General features: G+C 65.3%; 14 protein-coding genes. All 14 read right to left on the reverse strand.

Features of this window, described 5'->3' with window-relative positions; genetic code table 11:
• Window positions 1–86: 86 nt before the first annotated feature.
• Window positions 87–653: a D-alanyl-D-alanine dipeptidase gene (gene ddpX, locus ACLIJ1_RS01165; RefSeq protein ID WP_411363644.1), complete on the reverse strand. Its 567-nt coding sequence runs from the start codon at window positions 651–653 to the stop codon at window positions 87–89.
• A 110-nt stretch (window positions 654–763) separates the two neighbouring features.
• Complete coding sequence (locus ACLIJ1_RS01170; protein WP_411363645.1) at window positions 764–1,723, reverse strand: oligopeptide/dipeptide ABC transporter ATP-binding protein; 960 nt, start codon at window positions 1,721–1,723, stop codon at window positions 764–766.
• Window positions 1,720–2,706 carry an ABC transporter ATP-binding protein gene (locus tag ACLIJ1_RS01175; RefSeq protein WP_411363646.1) on the reverse strand — a complete coding sequence of 329 codons (987 nt, stop codon included), beginning with the start codon at window positions 2,704–2,706 and terminating at the stop codon, window positions 1,720–1,722. Before ACLIJ1_RS01175 ends, ACLIJ1_RS01170 begins: the two co-directional genes overlap by 4 nt.
• Before the next feature lies 1 nt (window position 2,707).
• Window positions 2,708–3,604 (reverse strand): D,D-dipeptide ABC transporter permease, encoded by an 897-nt coding sequence (ddpC, locus tag ACLIJ1_RS01180; protein ID WP_411363647.1) that lies wholly within the window; start codon window positions 3,602–3,604, stop codon window positions 2,708–2,710.
• Between the two features lies 1 nt (window position 3,605).
• Window positions 3,606–4,622 (reverse strand): ABC transporter permease, encoded by a 1,017-nt coding sequence (locus ACLIJ1_RS01185; RefSeq protein ID WP_411363648.1) that lies wholly within the window; start codon window positions 4,620–4,622, stop codon window positions 3,606–3,608.
• 123 nt (window positions 4,623–4,745) lie between these two features.
• Window positions 4,746–6,344, reverse strand: a complete 1,599-nt coding sequence (locus ACLIJ1_RS01190) for an ABC transporter substrate-binding protein (protein WP_411363649.1) — start codon at window positions 6,342–6,344, stop codon at window positions 4,746–4,748.
• Between the two features lie 133 nt (window positions 6,345–6,477).
• Window positions 6,478–7,332 carry a MurR/RpiR family transcriptional regulator gene (locus ACLIJ1_RS01195; RefSeq protein ID WP_411363650.1) on the reverse strand — a complete coding sequence of 285 codons (855 nt, stop codon included), beginning with the start codon at window positions 7,330–7,332 and terminating at the stop codon, window positions 6,478–6,480.
• 528 nt (window positions 7,333–7,860) lie between these two features.
• Window positions 7,861–8,652 carry a uroporphyrinogen-III C-methyltransferase gene (gene cobA, locus ACLIJ1_RS01200; protein ID WP_411363651.1) on the reverse strand — a complete coding sequence of 264 codons (792 nt, stop codon included), beginning with the start codon at window positions 8,650–8,652 and terminating at the stop codon, window positions 7,861–7,863.
• Window positions 8,642–9,568 (reverse strand): DNA-binding protein YbiB, encoded by a 927-nt coding sequence (ybiB, locus tag ACLIJ1_RS01205; protein ID WP_411363652.1) that lies wholly within the window; start codon window positions 9,566–9,568, stop codon window positions 8,642–8,644. Before ybiB ends, cobA begins: the two co-directional genes overlap by 11 nt.
• A gap of 55 nt (window positions 9,569–9,623) precedes the next feature.
• A complete protein-coding gene (locus ACLIJ1_RS01210) occupies window positions 9,624–12,422 on the reverse strand; it encodes a molybdopterin-dependent oxidoreductase (RefSeq protein ID WP_411363653.1) in 2,799 nt (932 codons plus the stop codon).
• A gap of 5 nt (window positions 12,423–12,427) precedes the next feature.
• The gene (nirD, locus tag ACLIJ1_RS01215) at window positions 12,428–12,811 is read right to left on the reverse strand and encodes a nitrite reductase small subunit NirD (RefSeq protein ID WP_411364762.1); all 384 of its coding nucleotides are present in this window, start codon (window positions 12,809–12,811) and stop codon (window positions 12,428–12,430) included.
• Between the two features lie 32 nt (window positions 12,812–12,843).
• Complete coding sequence (gene nirB / locus ACLIJ1_RS01220) at window positions 12,844–15,318, reverse strand: nitrite reductase large subunit NirB (protein WP_411363654.1); 2,475 nt, start codon at window positions 15,316–15,318, stop codon at window positions 12,844–12,846.
• 10 nt (window positions 15,319–15,328) lie between these two features.
• The gene (locus ACLIJ1_RS01225) at window positions 15,329–16,129 is read right to left on the reverse strand and encodes an ABC transporter ATP-binding protein (RefSeq protein ID WP_411363655.1); all 801 of its coding nucleotides are present in this window, start codon (window positions 16,127–16,129) and stop codon (window positions 15,329–15,331) included.
• Window positions 16,126–17,052 carry a nitrate ABC transporter permease gene (gene ntrB / locus ACLIJ1_RS01230; protein ID WP_411363656.1) on the reverse strand — a complete coding sequence of 309 codons (927 nt, stop codon included), beginning with the start codon at window positions 17,050–17,052 and terminating at the stop codon, window positions 16,126–16,128. The genes ACLIJ1_RS01225 and ntrB overlap by 4 nt, the downstream gene beginning before the upstream one ends.
• Between the last annotated feature and the right edge of the window lie 21 nt (window positions 17,053–17,073).

Below are 17,073 nucleotides of genomic sequence, written 5' to 3' on the forward strand. Positions count from 1 at the left end.
TGGTAGTGGTGCGGGAGTGTAGCGGGCGCGTTAAGCGCGTTGATCCGGGGTCTGCGAATCTGATCGAGGGCAACGACCTTTAGGTGCTAAGGCTGCTGCATCGGATTCAGGCTGCCCAGCAGTGCACTGTCAATCAAGGTATGTTCATCGCGCTGCGGCAGCTCGTAGTGCCACCACTCGTGAGGCAGGTGCTGAAAGCCCGCTTGCTCCATGGTGTTCAGCAGCAGCAGCCGGTTGGCCTGGGCCACGGGTGATACCTGGTCAGAAAAGTGGTGCGACAGTGCGCTCATGTGGTCGAAACCGGTGCCCATATCTAGCTCATGGCCGTTGGCATCCACCAGTGTCAGGTCGATGGCCGTTCCGCGGGTGTGGTTGGACCCCAATTTGGGGTCGGCAACATACAGTTTGTCCACCGCTGTTTCCCACAGCTCGACCTGGGCCTCATGGGGTCTGAAGGCATCAAATATTTTGAGTTTGCAGCCCGCCTGGGCCGCCAGCCGCACGGCCTTTCGCAAACACAACTCGGCATCTCGGTGCAGCAGACACAGCTGGCGCCCATATATGGGCCGGCCCGCGATGTTGTTGGAGGTTGCGTAGACCAGATCCACGATCACATCGTGGGTCGCTTCGCTCAGGGGAACCAGGGGATTCATGGAGTCCAAAAACAGGGGAAAAGAAAGCCGTCAATGGGTGCGGGAGACGCCAAAGCCCGAGGCGCAGCGCTCCATGCTTTTCATGGAGTGTCCAGGGCGGGTATGGAATGTCACTGCCGCGCAAAGGCCTGCAACTCACCGGCTCGGTGGCAGCGCGCAGCATGGGGGCCCGACCCCTGCTCTAGCAGCGCCTGGGGCTGATCGCAACCGCTGGCAGCAAACGGGCAGCGCTCGCGAAAGAAGCAGCCCACGGGCAGGCGGCGGTTGCTGGGCAGTTCGGTCTCGCCCACGGCCAGACCGGCGTCCAGCGAACGCCCGATTTCCGGCACCGAATCAAGCAGCAGCCGGGTGTAGGGGTGGGCGGGTTGGCTCAACACCGAGGCAGCATTGCCGATCTCCACGATCTGCCCCAGGTACATCACCGCGATGCGGTCACACATGTGGCGGATCACCGAAATGTTGTGCGAGATGAGGATGTAGGTCAGACCCCGGCTTTTGCGCAGCTCGACCAGCAGGTTGAGGATTTGCGCCTGCACCGATATGTCCAGGGCCGAGGTCGGCTCATCGAGCACGATGACATCCGGCTGCGACGAGAGTGCACGCGCAATCGCAATGCGCTGGCGCTGGCCGCCAGAGAACTCGTGCGGGTAGCGGTCGAGCTGCTCGCGCCGCAGGCCCACCTGCTCGGCCAGTTCAGCGGCCAGTTCGCGCAGCGCGGTGGTGCTGCGCTGCTCTTTCAGAAACACCGGCTCGGTGATGACGCGCCAGACCGGCAGCCTCGGGTCCAGCGACGACTGCGGGTCCTGGAACACGATTTGCAGCTTGTGTGCCGTGCCCTCCGCCCAGACCATACGGCCTTCGGTCGGTGTGACCAGGTGGGTCAGCACATTCGCCAGCGTCGACTTGCCGCAGCCTGACTCGCCCACCACACCCATCACCTCGCCCTTGGCGACAGACAGGTCCAGGCCATTGAGCGCGTGCACCACTGCAGTGGGGCGGCCGCGCCAATCGGCACCTACGGGAAAGAGGACATGCACTGCGTCCAGTGTCAGCACAGGGGGCGTGTTCATAGGGTCTCCTGGGTCAGCCAGCAGGCTGTGCGGTGGTGGTGGGCAACCGTGTGCAGCGGCGGCTTGCTGCTGCACGGGGCCTGCGCCTGAGCACAGCGTGGCGCAAAGCTGCAGCCGGCCAGGGGCTGCGACAGGTTGGGCACGGTGCCGGGGATGGACTGCAGCAAGGCGCCAGGCTGGGCGTTTTCCGGCAGCGCACGCAGCAAGGCGCGGGTGTAGGGGTGCATGGGCGTGCCCAGTACCGCGCCGGTGGGGCCGTCTTCGACCACGCTGCCGGCGTACATCACATACACACGGTCACAAAACTGCGACACCAGCGCCAGGTCGTGACTGATGAAGAGGATGGCTGTGCCCAGGTCACGCGCCTTGGCACGCATCAGCTGCAGCACCTGGCGCTGCACCGTGACGTCCAGCGCGGTGGTGGGTTCATCGGCAATGATGATTTGCGGGTCGCAACTGAAGGCCAGCGCGATCAGGATGCGTTGGCGCATGCCGCCCGAGAGTTCAAACGGGTAGCGCTGCATCACCTGCTCAGGGTCCGCAATGCGCATGTCGCCCAGCAGGCGGATGGCCAGCGCGCGGGCTTGCGGCTTGCTGCAAGGGCGGTGCAGGCGGATGACCTCCAGCATTTGCCGCTCAATGCGCTGAGTCGGGTTGAGCGCGGTGAGCGGCTCCTGGAAGACCATGGAGACATCGCGTCCGCGGATGTCCAGCATGTCGCGCTCCCGAACGGCCAGCACATCGCGACCCAGCAAGCTGACCGAGCCACCGGTCACCTTGAAGCGCCCTTCGGGCAGCAGGCGCATGGCCATCATGGCGGTGACCGATTTGGCCGAGCCGGACTCACCCACAATGCCCACGACCTCACCGCGTTCCATCTGCACCGTCACGCCGTTGACCGCGCGCACCGCGCCTTGGTAGATGGGGAATTCAATCGACAGGTTCTGGATGTCCAGTACCGTCTGCAGGGATGGCTGATTCATTTCAACGGCCTTTTTGCTTGGGATCGAGCAAGTCGCGCACACCGTCGCCCAGCAGGTTGAAGCCGGTGGCGGTGAACAGGATGGCAAAGCCCGGGAAGGCCGAGTACCACCACTGGTCGAGGATGTAGTTGCGCCCGGTGGAGACCATGGCACCCCATTCGGCCGTGGGTTGCTGCGCACCCAAACCGATGAACGACAGGGCCGAAGCCATCAGGATGGCGCCACCCAGATCGAGTGTGGCCTGCACGATCAACGGCGGCATGGCGTTGCGCGCCACGTGCCAGCGCAGGATCTGCCAATTGGAGGCGCCGAATATTCTGGCGGCCTTCACGTACGGCATCTCACGGATGGTGAGTGCCTGCCCACGGGCCAGGCGCACATAAAAAGGAACGCGCACCAGGGCCATGGCGAACATCGCGTTCACCAGGCTGGGGCCCAGGGCGGCGGCGAGTGCCATGGTGATCACCAGCGAGGGCACGGACAGCACCACGTCCATGATGCGCATCAGCACGGTGTCGACCTTGCCGCCCACGATGCCGGAGATGCAGCCCAGCAGGGTACCACTGATGCCAGCAATGGCCACGACAAACACCCCCACCCCGACGGACAGCCGGCCGCCGTAGATCACGCGGCTGAACAGGTCGCGGCCCACCTCGTCGGTGCCGAACCAGTGCTGGGCCGATGGCGCCAGCAACCGCATCTTGAGGTTGATGGCATTGGGGTCGTGGGTGGCGATGAAGGGGGCGAAGAGCAGCAGCAGCAACACCATCACAATCATCACCAGGCCCACCAGCGTCAAGGGGCTGCCGCGCAGGCGGTGCCAGAGAAAGGCCCAGTCAAAACCGCTGGCTGGTGTGGCAACGGAGGCGGCGGGCGCCATGGCCATCGGGGTGCTCATCTCAGTTCACTCCTTGGATGCGGGGATCAATCAACAGGTACACCAGATCCACCGCCAGGTTCACCAGAACATAGGCAAACGACACAACCACGGCAAAGCCCATTACGGCCGGAAAGTCCAGCGACTGGATGGAATTGACCACGTAGGCGCCCATGCCCGGCCAGGCAAAAACGGTTTCGGTCAGCACGGCGCCGTAGAGCAGGTCGCCCAGCGCCAGGCCGAGCACGGTGACTGATGGAATCAGCGCATTGGGCAGGGCGTGGCGCAGGATCACTCGCCACTTGGAGACGCCATTGGCGCGTGCCGTGCGCACATAGTCCTGCTGCAGCTCGTCGAGCAGGGCCGAGCGGATTTGCCGCGCCACCACACCCAGGTGAATGAAGCTCAGGGTGAACGCCGGCAGGATCAGATGCTGCAGCGAGCTCACAAAGGCCGGCCAGTCGCCCGCCAGCAGGCTGTCGACCAGGTACAGGCCAGTCACCCTGTCGGGCGGCAGCATTTCTGTGCCGATGCGGCCCCCGCTGGGCAACCAGCCCAGGTTGCCGTAGAAGGTCATGATCAGCAACAGGCCCAGCCAGAAGGCGGGCGTGGAGATGCCGGTCACGGCCAGGGTGCGCACCACATGGTCGATGGGTTTGTCCCGGTAGACCGCGGACAGCACACCCAGTGGTGCGCCCACCAGTACCGCCAGCAGCAGCGCCACCAGGGCCAGCTCCAGCGTGGCGGGGAAGAAAATGTTCAGGTCTTCGGCGACCGGGCGGTTGGTGCGCAGCGATGTGCCCAGGTCGCCCTGCACGGTGCCCGTGAGGTACCTCCAGTACTGCTCTGGCAGCGGGCGGTCCAGCCCCATCTGCACCCGGATGCTCTGCACCACCTCTTCGCTCGCACGCTCACCGGCCACCAGGCGCGCCGGGTCACCCGGTATCAGGTGTGAAATGGAGAAGGTGATGACCGATACGCCCAGCACCACCAGCAGCAGGAAGAGCAGGCGCTTGCGAATGACATTGACAAAGGACATGGTGATCTTTCTGGATCAGGATCGACGGCGAACCCAAGCAGGCAGGACCCGGCACGCGCATGCGCATACGGCGTGCCGGTCCTGCCACTTTCGTCAGCGCAACTGGGCGCGACTCAGCGCACTTCAGCGCGACTTGGACATACCGCCGAAGTTGTAGATCTGCTCCAGCATCGGGTTGAAGACAAAGCCGCTGACGCGGTCGCGCATGGCGATCTGGCTGTTCTTCTGGTAAAGCAGCACGTAGGGGGCTTCCTGCACCACGATGTCCTGTGCCTGCTTGTAGAGCTTCACGCGCTGTGCCTGCGCGGTCTCGGATGCGGCGCTGCGGATCAGCGAGTCCACCTTGGGGTTGTTGTAGAAGGCCCGGTTGCCGGCCATGCCCTGTTTCTTGGAGTCGAACCAGAAATTCATGAACATGTACGGATCGGCGAAATCGGGACTCCAGTTGCCGATGGCGATTTCGAAATCGCCTTTGCCCAGGCGTTCACGAAAGGCGGCCTGCGCCAGCTTTTCCAGTTTGACCTCGATGCCCAGTGGCGCCAGATTCGCCTGCAAGGTCAGGCCGATGGGTTCCCAGCGAGGGTCGCGGTCGGAATACAGAAAGCTCAGCTTGCTGGGCTTGTTGCCCGCCTTGGCAAACTCGGCCTTGGCTTTGGCCAGGTCGAGCTTGTACTGGAAAACGCCGGGGTCGGCCCCCCACATGCCCACGGGGATGGGTCCGCGCAGCTGCTTGGCTTTGCCGTCAAGAATGCCGTCGATGATGCCGGTGTAGTCCACCGCCCATGAGATGGCGCGGCGCACTTCGGGCTTGTCCAGACCCGGCTTGGTGTTGTTCAGGTACAGGATGGTGGTGCTCAGGCTGGGGAACTCTTCGATCTTGAGTCCGGACTTGCCTTTCATCGCGCTGAGCTGGTCGCTGGGCAGGTCCTCGGCAATGTCGAGGTCACCGCTCTCCAGCTGCAGACGTCGCGCGGAGGCTTCGCCGATGATCTTGATGCGCACCTTGGAGAACGCCGCTTTGGGTCCGGCGAAGTGGGGGTTGGGCTCCAGCACCAGGCTCTGTCCCTTCTCCCAGCTGACCAGCCGGTACGGGCCGGAGCCTGCCGTGTTGCCGGCCAGCCAGCCCTTGGCCGCGTCACCGTCCCGCACCTTGGCTTGCACCTTCGGGTTGACAATGCCCGCGCCGTTGTTGGCCAGTGTGTACAGGAAGGGGGTGTAAGCCGTTGCCAACTTGAAGCGCACCGACATGGGTCCGGTGACGGTGACCACGGTATCCGCCGGGAAGGCCTCTGAGGGGCCCTGCTTCAAAGCGAACAGGCGGTCGAAGGTGAACTTGACGGCCGCGGCGTCCACCGTCGTGCCATCGTCAAACTTGTTGCCCGCCTTGAGTTTGAAATCCCAGGTCAGGCCATCTTTCGACACCTTCCAGCTCTCGGCCAGTTCGGGCTCCACTTCGGTGCTGCCCTTGCCGCCGGCCGACTGGTAGCGCACGAGGCGCTGATAGGCGTGGTAGGACGCGGTCCAGTCGTTGTTGTCCATGGTCACGCCGGGGTCCAGCGTTTGCGGATCTGCGGTCTTGCCGATCACCAGCACATCTTTGGCACTTTGCGCGAACACGGGGGTTGCGCACAGCGCCAGCGCCGCGAACAGGGCGGCCAGCACGGTGGAAGGACGGGAAGGCATCCGCTTGCGCGATGCGGCCGGACGGTGGTCAATGGTCATCTGTCACTCCTGTTGCTAAAAAAACGACTTCGGCAGCCCATCTGCCGAAGCCCCTACCAAAAAAAGGCAAACGAATGCCCCTGCAGCCCAATAAGCGCGCTGCACCGGTGAACGAAACGGGGGGGGGGCGTGGTTACTTCATGTACTGGCCAAACAGCTCTTGCGCCTGAGACAGCAGCTTCATCTGCTCGCGCACGCTGTCGCCCAACTCGTCAATGACGTCCTGAATCAACAGGTTCAAGCTGAAATGGATGGCCGTGGTGGGGCGGAAAAAGAAGCCCTCCTCGGAAGGCAGGGCCACCACATAGGGCGTGATCGACGCCGCCCAGTCGCACAGCTCGTCGCAAAAAATCACCACATCCGCTCCGCGGTCGCGGGCTGCCTTGGCCAGCACCGGGCCGTTGCGGCCATAGCGATAGGTGTCGATGATGATGAGCGTGCGCCGGGGGGCCGGATCGGTCAGCAACCTGGCGTACACGCCGTCGGTGCCATCAAGTTCGTGCACGTTGGCGCGCACATAGCCCAGTCGCTGGACCAGGCCATTGGCCAGGTAGCCCATGGTCTGAAAGCCGGTGGCGTACACGCTGTCGGCCTGCGCCACCAGGCGCACGATGTCGCGCCAAAAAGGCTCTTGGCAGACCTCGCAGGCCCGGCTGGTGGCGGCTGCTGCAGACTGGAAATGCGCAGAGTGGTCAGAAGCAGCCCGCGAACGCTGGAACTCGTCGAAGCGTTTGCCGATGGTGCGCATCTCGCTGCCATACAACTCGCTCTTCAAAGCGTCCTTGGCAGCGGCGGCGCTGTCAAAACCCAGCTTCTTGAAGAAGCGTGTCACCGTCATCGGGCTGACATGGGCACGCTCGGCAATGGTGCCACTAGTCTCCACCACCAGGGCGGTGGGATGGGCAACGAAATACGCCGCAATCCGTCTCTCCAGCTTGGTCAATACGTCGTGCCGGTCATAGACCAGCGCTATGAATTCGTTTTCCATGTCAGGTATGCGGAGGTGTTGGATGCAGCGTGAGGGGTGGAGTCATTGCAGCAGGTATTGATCTAACATTCCATAACAAAAGATATGAACAAAACATTTTTCCTTGGTCGTCACTGGGTTGAAGTGTTCAGGGTGGCTACGGATGCCAGTCAAACGATGGACCGGTGTGCACGTCGATTCCTTTGGTGGAAAAGGCGCTGTTGATCAGCCCGACGAGGGAGCACCGATCGCGCAAGAAACGGCAGTTGACCGCGTGCTTTCCGTTGGGAATACCCGTGAGCACCGACGAGATGGCCCACAACGGTGTTCCAGGCGCGGGTGATGGCCCGAATGGTCCTTTGGGCACACCATGGGGTGTGCTGGCTGGGGCCGCTTGCGGCTGGCTGTGGCTGGCTGCGTTGTTCCGCCTGGCCTGAACACTCCCAGGCGATCTATTCGGGTCTTCCCAGCTGCAGCCGAGAGGTTGTGCCCGGGTCGCTTGAATCAACGGTACGCAGGTGGCGTGAACAGCGCCTTGTTCAAAAGCGGTCAGGCAGCGTGTTGCTGCGGCGATGGAACGGCCACGGCCGCGATGCCGCGCACCACGTCGCCGACCACGATCACCGAGGGGCTGCCAAGGCCTTCGCTGGCCAGGGTGGCGGTTAGCGTTCCCAGGGTGCAGACCGCGTGGCGCTGCTGCGGCAGGCTGGCGTGCTGGACGATCGCCAACGGCGTGTCGGCCGGCAGTCCGGTCAGCAGGTCGGCCTGGATCTGGGTGGCGCTGGAGACGCCCATGTAGATCACCAGCGTGAGCTTGGCGTCGCGCGCGGTGGCGGCGAGCTGCTGCCAGTCGGTGCCGGAATCGCCGGGCTTGGCGTGGCCGGTGATGAAGACGACGCCGTGCGCGTGGTTGCGGTGTGTGAGCGGTGCGCCCAGCAAGGTGAGGCCGGCCAGGCCGGCCGTGATGCCGTTGAGCACCTGCACGGTGATGCCGGCTTCGCGCAGGTGTTCGACTTCTTCGCCGCCGCGGCCGAAGATGAACGGGTCGCCGCCCTTGAGCCGCACCACGACCTCGCCTTCGCGCGCGGCCATGACCATCAGCTTTTCGATGAAGGCCTGCGGCGTGCTCTTGCAGCCGCCGCGTTTGCCCACGTGCACGATGCGTGCGCGCGGGCTGGCGTGTTCCAGCACACCGTCGCTCACCAGATCATCGACCAGCAGCACGGTGGCCGCGGCAATCGCGCGGGCGGCCTTGATGGTCAGCAGTTCCGGGTCGCCGGGGCCAGCGCCCACGAGGGTCACGGTGCCGGGAAGGAACTGGGTGCGGGATTCAGTGGGCATGGGCAGGGGCTGCATGGTGCGACAGCTCTCGCAGGATGTGTGCCACCTGCAGGGCGATCGGGGTGGGCACGGGGAGACGGCCATCGAGGACCTCGCGGATGTACGCGGCGGTGGCTTCGGCAGCAATGTCTTTGGGCAGGTCGGGCAGTGCGCCGAGAGAACCTTCCTGCGCGGGCTGCAGCAGGATGCGCTCGCCGTTGCGGAAAGCGTCCATCTGCGGTGTGCGCCGAGCATCGGCCACGGGCTCGCCTTCGGTGCCGCGCAGCAGCAGGGCGTGCGCGCCGACCAGGGCGAAGGTGTCGGCCATGGACACCGCGTATTCCGGGTGCGTGTAGCTGCCCACGATCAGTGCGCGGCCTTCGCAGGGGTTCATGAGCTTGACCAGGCTGTGCGCCGGGTTGCGCAGGCCGACCACGCGGCGCACATCCAGCAGGCGCTTGAGGCCGGGGTGCAGCACCTCGGTGGGGACGAAGGCGCATTGGCCGGCCGACAGTGCGGTGACGGTGGTCCAAGCCGAATGCCCCAGCGCAGCGAACACCGCCTCGCTGGTCACGCGCTTGTTTTCGGTGGCGGTGCCGTGCACCAGCACGGCCGCGCCTTCGCGCGCCAGCAGCAGTGCCAGCAGGGGGGTGAGCACCGGCAGCTTGCGCGCACCGTTGTAGCTGGGCAGCACCACCACAGGTGCACCGGCATCGGGCAGGCGCGAAAGGCGCTGGTGCGTGGCGTCCAGGAAGCCGGCCATCTCGTCGGGCGTCTCACCCTTGATGCGCATTGCCAGGCAGAAGCCGCCGATCTCCAGGTCGGTCACCGTGCCATCCAGCACCTGACCGAACAGGTCGCAGGCCTGCTCACGCGAGAGCGAGCGGGCGCCGTCCTTGCCGCGGCCGATTTCCTTGATGTAGTGGCTGATGCTCATGGGGCGCCATTGTCCGCGAGGCCAGATGACTTCAGGTTATATGCAAACCTCGCGATCACACCGCCACCAACGATGCTGGCACGGCCTTCACCAGCCGCCGCAACTCGGGGATGCACGATCCGCAGTTGGTGCCGCACCGGAGCTTGCCCTGCAGTTCCGCCAATCGCTGGTCAGCGCTGCCGCCGCAACGCGGCAAAGCGGCGCGGATCGCTTCCTCGCTGACGTTGAAGCAGGTGCAGACCTGGGGGCTTCTGGCGACCACCGCGACCGGGGGTGAGGCGCCCGGCATGAGCAGCAGGCGACCGTAACTTCCCGCAGGAAGCTCTTCCTGCAACAGGGTCTTGATCCACGACTCGGCCCTGGTGTCGCCGGCCAGCATGAAGCCTTCGAGTGTGGTGGTGTCGCCGCTGCGTTGCAGGCGCGCCGTGCGGCGCTGCTGGCGGCGCTGGTCCACGTAGCGCAGGACTTCGGGGGTGTTCAGGCCCAGCAGCGCTTCGATGCGCTCGATCGTGGCCGGGTCCGGCGCCTCGTGCGCGGCGGCCCGGAACAGCACACCGGTGCGCTCGCGGCCGAACGGGACACACGATGCGAAGTCGAACGATGGCATCAGCGCGCGCAACGCACCTAGCGCCGTCAGCGCCACGTCATCGGGCAGCCAGGCCACGCCCAGCAGGGACCAGGGCAGTTCAGCCTTGAGGATCTTCACGGCCGCGTGCTTGAGCTCGGGCTGTTTGGAGATGGGGCAGAAGGCGGACGTGGTGAGGGCGTTGACACCCGCCAGCGGCTCACCCTGGCTGCTGCGGCCGCTCAGGTATTCGGGGCCCCAGTGCATGGCGATGAAGGCCTGTGTGGTGTGGACCGTGCGCGAGCCTTGCACCGGCAGCACGATGGCGCCGCGTTTGCTGGTCACGTGCACCAGCTCGCCGTCCTTCAGACCGCGGCGCTCCATGTCCTGCGGGTTCATCTGCACCGACGGCTCGGCCACATGACCGAACAGCCGGCCGAGTGTGCCTGTGCGCGTCATGCCATGCCAGTGGTCGCGCAGGCGGCCGGTGGTCAGCGAGAACGGGAAGCGTGATTCGCGCGGCTCGGCGGTCGGCCGGTAGGGCAGGGCGGCGAAGCGGGCCTTGCCATCGATGGTGGGGAACACACCGTCGGCGTAGAGACGCCGTCTGCCTGTCTTGTCGCCCACGCGCAGCGGCCATTGTTGCGGGCCCTGGTTCTCCAGCATGTCGTACGACAGGCCCGTGATGTCGAGGTCGCGACCGCGGGTCGATGCGCGGTGTTCGTTCCAGATGGCTTCCGGCGACGCGTAAGGGAACAGCGTCGCGTGCCCTTGACGCAGTTGCACCTCGAGGCGCTGCGCCACGTCGACCGCGATGCGCCAGTCGTGCCGCGCCTCACCGGCGGGCGGCACGGCCGCGCGCACGCGGCTGATGCGGCGTTCGCTGTTGGTGACGGTGCCGTCCTTTTCGCCCCAGGTGGTGGCGGGCAGCAGCAGGTCGGCGAAGTCGCAGGTCGCGGCGGTAGAAAACGCTTCCTGCACCACCACGAATTCGGCGCGCTCCAGTGCGCGGCGCACGGTGGCCTGGTCGGGCATGGACTGGGCCGGGTTGGTGCAAGCGATCCACAGCGCCTTGATCTCGCCGTCGGCCGCGGCCTGGAACATCTCCACTGCAGTCTTCCCGGGTTTTGCGGGGACGTCAGCCACGCCCCAGAGCGCGGCCACTTCGGCCCGGTGCTGCGGGTTGGCCAGGTCGCGGTGTGCGCTCAGCAGGTTGGCCAGGCCGCCGACTTCGCGCCCGCCCATGGCGTTGGGCTGGCCGGTCAGGCTGAAGGGGCCGGCGCCGGGCTTGCCGATCTGGCCGGTGGCCAAGTGCAGGTTGATGAGGGTGGCGTTTTTGGCGGTGCCGCTGCTGCTCTGGTTCAGGCCCTGGCAGTAGAGGCTGAGGGTGGCGGCGCGAACCTTCGGGTCGCTGCTTGCTCCTGTCGCAAACCACTGTGCGGCCTTGAACAGGTCTTCCTTTGGCAGGCCGCAGGTCTGCGCAACCACGTCGGGCGTGCATTCGCGCACCAGCGTCTTGAGGTCGTCGAAGCCACTGGTGTGCGCAGAGATGTAGGCGTTGTCGATCCAGCCTTCCCACAACACGGTGTGCAGCAGGCCGTGGAACAGCATCACGTCGGTGCCCGGCTGCAGCGGCAGGTAGAGGTCGGCCAGTTCGGCGGTGTCGGTGCGGCGCGGGTCGGCCACGATCACTTTCATGCCCGGGTTCTTCTGCTTCGCGGCTTCGATGCGACGGAACAGGATGGGGTGGGCGTAGGCCGCGTTGCTGCCGACGATGAACAGGCACTGTGCATGGTCCACGTCCTCGTAGCAGGCGGGCGGTGCGTCGGCGCCCAGCGTGGCCTTGTAGCCCGCGACCGCGCTGCTCATGCACAGGCGCGAGTTGGTGTCGACATTGTTGGTGCCGATCAGGCCCTTGGCCAGCTTGTTGAAGACGTAATAGTCCTCGGTCAGCAACTGGCCGCTGAGGTACAGGCCCACGGCGTCGGGGCCGTGGTCGCGCACGATGCGGCCGAAGGTGCTGGCAACCTTGTCCAGTGCCGCATCCCAGCCGATGGCCACCGGCGCCTGGCCGCGCTGCAGTCGCTGCATGGGCTGCAGCAGCCGGGTCTGGCGCGTGATGGCGGGCGTGGCCGTCAGGTGCAGCGTGCTGCCCTTGGTGCAGAGTTTGCCGAAGTTGGCCGGATGGTCCGGATCGCCGCGCACACCGGTGATCTGCGGGCCATCGCTTTCGATGATGACGCCACATCCCACACCGCAGTACGGGCAGGTGGAGCGTGTTTCGGTCATGGCGTTCAGACTTTCGCAGCGCGGCGCACGGGACCGGCGATCGGTCGGACCAGATCGGTCCCGTGCGTCGCCAGTTCGTGCGCATCCAGGAACACCTGGCCGTTCTCCACCTTCACACTGAACTTGGGCGTGCAGCCTTCGTCGGGTGCCGAGGCCTGGCCGTCACACAGACCAATGGTCCAGTTGTGCAGCGGGCAGGCGACGTGCGTGCCGAACACGATGCCTTGCGACAGCGGACCGCCCTTGTGCGGGCAACGGTCGAGCAGCGCAAACACCTCGTCCTTGTCGTTGCGGAAGATCGCGACGTCCAGACCCTGTTCACGCGCCACGCGGCGCGAACCCAGCACGGGGATTTCTTCCACCTGGCAGATGGGGCTCCATTGGCTCATGTTCATGGCTCTCTCGATGATCGGAACGGGGCTCAGGCCTTGACCAGGGCCACGGGTTCGAACTGGCGTGTGTCGACGGCCGCTTCCTGGAAGTCGAACCACGGATCGGGCTCGCCGTCGAGCGCGAACTGCAGCTGTTCCCACAGCGCCTTGCGGCCGGCCGCGTCGTCCAGGATGCGCTTCTTGATGTAGTCCAGGCCCACGCGGTTGACGTAATGCACCGTGCGCTCCAGGTACCAGCCTTCCTGGCGGTACAGCTCGCAGAAGGCGCCGGTGTACTCCATCACCTCCTCGGCCGTCTTCACCTTCACCAGGAAGTGCGCCACCTCGGTCTTGATGCCGCCGTTGCCGGCGATGTACATCTCCCAGCCCGAGTCGACGCCGATCACGCCCACATCCTTGATGCCGGCCTCGGCGCAGTTGCGCGGGCAGCCCGAAACGGCGAACTTGACCTTGTGCGGCGCGTACATGCGCCACATGGCTTTTTCCAGGTCCTTGCCCATCTGGGTCGAGTCCTGCGTGCCCATGCGGCACCACTCGCTGCCCACGCAGGTTTTCACCGTGCGCAGCGCCTTGGCGTAGGCATGGCCGCTAGGCATGCCAATGTCTTTCCAGACGTTGACCAGGTCTTCCTTCTTCACGCCCAGCAGGTCGATGCGCTGGCCGCCGGTGACCTTGACGGTCGGAATCTTGTACTTGTCCACCGCGTCGGCGATGCGGCGCAGCTCGTCGGCCGTGGTCTCGCCGCCCCACATGCGCGGGATCACGCTGTAGGTGCCGTCCTTCTGGATGTTGGCGTGCGAGCGCTCGTTGATGTAACGGCTTTGCGGATCGTCCTTGGCCTGCTTGGGCCAGGTGCTGATCAGGTAGTAGTTGATGGCCGGGCGGCAGGTGGCGCAGCCGTTGGGCGTCTTCCAGCCCAGGGCGCTGAAGGTGTCGACGATGGTCAGCAGTTTGTCGTTGCGGATCGCGTCTCGCACGTCCTGGTGGCTGTGGTCGGTGCAGCCGCAGATGGCCTTTTTCTTGGGAGTGGCCGAGTAGTCGCCACCGGCCGTGAACATCAGGATCTGCTCGACCAGACCGGTGCAGGAGCCGCAGCTCGCGCTGGCCTTGGTGTGCTTCTTCACCTCGTCCAGCGTGAACAGGCCTTTGTCCTTGATGGCCTTGCAGATCGCGCCCTTGGTCACGCCGTTGCAGCCGCAGACCTCGTCGCTGTCTTTCATCGCGGCGGCCTTGTTGTGGCCCTGGTGGCCCACGTCGCCGATGTTCGATTCGCCGAACATCAGCTTGTCGCGGATGTCGCTGACGGTGCGGCCTTCGCGCAGCAGCTTGAAGTACCAGCTGCCGTCCACCGTATCGCCGTACAGGCAGGCGCCGACCAGCCTGTCGTCCTGGACGACCAGCTTCTTGTAGACGCCGCCGACAGGGTCGCTCATGACGATCTCTTCCGTGCCTTCGCCACCGGTGAAGTTTCCGCAGGAGAACAGGTCGATGCCTGTCACCTTGAGCTTGGTCGAGGTGAGCGATCCGGTGTAGCGGCCGATGCCGAACTCGGCCAGGTGCGTCGCGAGTACCTTGCCCTGCTCGAACAGCGGCGCCACCAGGCCATACGCAATGCCGCGGTGCGCCGCGCATTCGCCCACCGCGTAAATGCGCGCATCGGTCACCGTCTGCAGCGTGTCGCTGACCACGATGCCCTTGTTCACATGCAGACGCATGCTCTCGGCCAGCGCGGTGTTGGGCCGGATGCCCACGGCCATCACCACCAGATCGGCCGGTACCTCGTTGCCGTCCTTGAAGCGGATCGCCTTGACCCTTCCATCCTCGTCGCCCACCAGCTCCTGCGTCTGCGCGCCGATCAGGAACTGCATGCCGCGCTCTTCCAGCGACTTCTGCAGCAGCTTGCCCGCCACGTCGTCGAGCTGGCGTTCCATCAGCCAGGGCGCGACGTGCACCACGCTGACGGTCATGCCGCGCTTCATCAGGCCGTTGGCCGCTTCCAGGCCGAGCAGGCCGCCGCCGATGACAACGGCATGCTTGTACTGGGTGGCCGCGTCGATCATGGCCTGGGTGTCTGCGATGTCGCGGTAGGCCAGCACGCCCTGCAGGTCCTTGCCGGGGATCGGCAGGATGAAGGGGTTGGAGCCGGTGGCCATGATCAGGCGGTCGTACCCGGCCGAGATCTGCTCGCCATTCGGACCGACCGAATGCACGATGCGTTTGACGCGGTCCACCTCGGTCACCTTGTGACCGGCGTGCAGAGTGATGCAGTGGTCGGTGTACCAGGACCAGTCGTTGAGCACGATCTCGTCTAGCGTCTGCTCACCCGCGAGCACCGGCGACAGCAGGATGCGGTTGTAGTTCGGGTACGGCTCGGCGCCGAACACGGTGACTTCGTAAAGGTCCGGAGCGATCTTGAGCAGCTCTTCGAGCGTGCGCACACCGGCCATGCCGTTGCCGACCATCACCAGCTTCATCTTTGCCTTGGGGTTCGCGCGCATGTCCATGGCAGCCTCCTCAGGCGACTTTTTCCACATGCGACTGGCGCGTGTAGAGGAAATCGATCACGGCCTTGCGGTACTGCTGGTACTGCGGGTCGTCGGCCAGGGCCACGCGGTTGCGCGGGCGCGGCAGCTCGACGCTCAGCACTTCACCGATGGTGGCGGCCGGGCCGTTGGTCATCATCACGATCTTGTCGGACAGCAGCACGGCCTCGTCCACGTCGTGCGTGACCATGACCACGGTGGCGTGGGTCTTGGCGACGATCTCCAGCAGCTCGTCCTGCAGCTTGGCGCGGGTCAGGGCGTCGAGTGCGCCGAAGGGTTCGTCCATCAGCAGCACCTTGGGTTCCATCGACAGGGCCCGGGCGATGCCCACGCGCTGCTTCATGCCGCCAGAGATTTCGCCGGGGCGCTTCTGCGCGGCGGCGCTCAGGCCCACCAGGGCCAGCGCGGCCTCGGTGCGTGCTTTCAGTTGCGCCTTGTTTTCTGTGGCGCCAAACACCCGTTCGACGGCGAGGTAGATGTTCTCGAAGCAGGTCAGCCAGGGCAGCAGAGAATGGTTCTGGAACACCACGCCGCGCTCGGGGCCGGGGCCGGCGATTTCCTTGTCGGCGCACAGCAGCACGCCGCTGGTGGGCGTGGTCAGGCCGGCGATCAGGTTCAGCAGCGTGGACTTGCCGCAGCCCGAGTGGCCGATGAGGGCGACGAACTCGCCCTTGGCGACGCTGAGGTGGATGTCCCTGAGCGCCGGGAAGAGGCCCTTCTTGGTCTTGAAGGTCTGGTCGACGTTCTGGATGTCGATGTACTTCGTGTTCATGCCTTCACCTCTTCATAGGTAAACAGGGACGCCAGCTTGATGAGCGCGAACTCCAGCAGCAGGCCGACGATGCCGATCACGAAGATGGCGATGATGATCGACGAGACGTTGAGGTTGTTCCACTCGTCCCAGACCCAGAAGCCGATGCCCACGCCGCCCGTCAGCATTTCGGCCGCCACGATCACCAGCCAGGCGGTGCCGACGGCCAGTCGCACGCCGGTCAGCAGGTAGGGCAGCACGGCGGGGAACAGGATCTTGGTGAAGATCTTCCATTCGCTGAGGTTGAGCACGCGGGCCACGTTCATGTAGTCCTGCGGCACGCGCTGCACGCCCACCGCGGTGTTGATGACCATGGGCCAGATCGAGCAGATGAAGATGGTCCAGATGGCGGCCGGGTTGGCGCCCTTGAACACCAGCAGGCCGATCGGCAGCCAGGCCAGCGGCGACACCGGGCGCAGCAGGCTGATCAGCGGGTTGAACATGCGCGAGAGGAACACCGAGCGGCCAATCGCAAAGCCCGCCGGAATGCCGACCAGCGCAGCCAGGCCGAAGCCGACCGCCACCCGCTTGAGCGAGGACAGGATGTTCCAGCCGATGCCCTGGTCGTTCGGGCCGTTGCTGTAGAACGGGTCGGAGAACACCTTGACCGCTTGCGCCCAGGTTTCGGCCGGCTTGGGAATGCCGCTGTTGGAGGTCGACGCGATGCCCTGCCAGACCAGCACCAGCAGCGCCAGACCGAGGATGGGCGGCAGCACCGCCATCCAGAAGCCGCGCCAGTCGCGCGCCGGTTTCTTCGGTGCTGGAGCGGCCGTCTCGGCAGCGGTGACGGGCTGGGTCATGGGCTTGGCGGGTGAGGTCGGTGCGGCGCTGGCGGTCGGCACGGTGGACGCCTCCAGCGGTGAGTGAAAAACAGCGGCAACCATGGTGGTTCTCCTTGGCGGGAA

This window comes from Hydrogenophaga sp. RWCD_12 (assembly GCF_046604225.1).
In the GTDB taxonomy this organism is placed as follows: Bacteria; Pseudomonadota; Gammaproteobacteria; order Burkholderiales; family Burkholderiaceae_C; genus Hydrogenophaga.

Coding starts and splice junctions, on each gene's coding strand:
- ddpX (WP_411363644.1), bottom strand. CDS start 653: ATGAATCCCCTGGTTCCCCTGAGCGAAGCGACCCACGATGTGATCGTG.
- ACLIJ1_RS01170 (WP_411363645.1), bottom strand. CDS start 1,723: ATGAACACGCCCCCTGTGCTGACACTGGACGCAGTGCATGTCCTCTTT.
- ACLIJ1_RS01175 (WP_411363646.1), bottom strand. CDS start 2,706: ATGAATCAGCCATCCCTGCAGACGGTACTGGACATCCAGAACCTGTCG.
- ddpC (WP_411363647.1), bottom strand. CDS start 3,604: ATGAGCACCCCGATGGCCATGGCGCCCGCCGCCTCCGTTGCCACACCA.
- ACLIJ1_RS01185 (WP_411363648.1), bottom strand. CDS start 4,622: ATGTCCTTTGTCAATGTCATTCGCAAGCGCCTGCTCTTCCTGCTGCTG.
- ACLIJ1_RS01190 (WP_411363649.1), bottom strand. CDS start 6,344: ATGACCATTGACCACCGTCCGGCCGCATCGCGCAAGCGGATGCCTTCC.
- ACLIJ1_RS01195 (WP_411363650.1), bottom strand. CDS start 7,332: ATGGAAAACGAATTCATAGCGCTGGTCTATGACCGGCACGACGTATTG.
- cobA (WP_411363651.1), bottom strand. CDS start 8,652: ATGCCCACTGAATCCCGCACCCAGTTCCTTCCCGGCACCGTGACCCTC.
- ybiB (WP_411363652.1), bottom strand. CDS start 9,568: ATGAGCATCAGCCACTACATCAAGGAAATCGGCCGCGGCAAGGACGGC.
- ACLIJ1_RS01210 (WP_411363653.1), bottom strand. CDS start 12,422: ATGACCGAAACACGCTCCACCTGCCCGTACTGCGGTGTGGGATGTGGC.
- nirD (WP_411364762.1), bottom strand. CDS start 12,811: ATGAGCCAATGGAGCCCCATCTGCCAGGTGGAAGAAATCCCCGTGCTG.
- nirB (WP_411363654.1), bottom strand. CDS start 15,318: ATGGACATGCGCGCGAACCCCAAGGCAAAGATGAAGCTGGTGATGGTC.
- ACLIJ1_RS01225 (WP_411363655.1), bottom strand. CDS start 16,129: ATGAACACGAAGTACATCGACATCCAGAACGTCGACCAGACCTTCAAG.
- ntrB (WP_411363656.1), bottom strand. CDS start 17,052: ATGGTTGCCGCTGTTTTTCACTCACCGCTGGAGGCGTCCACCGTGCCG.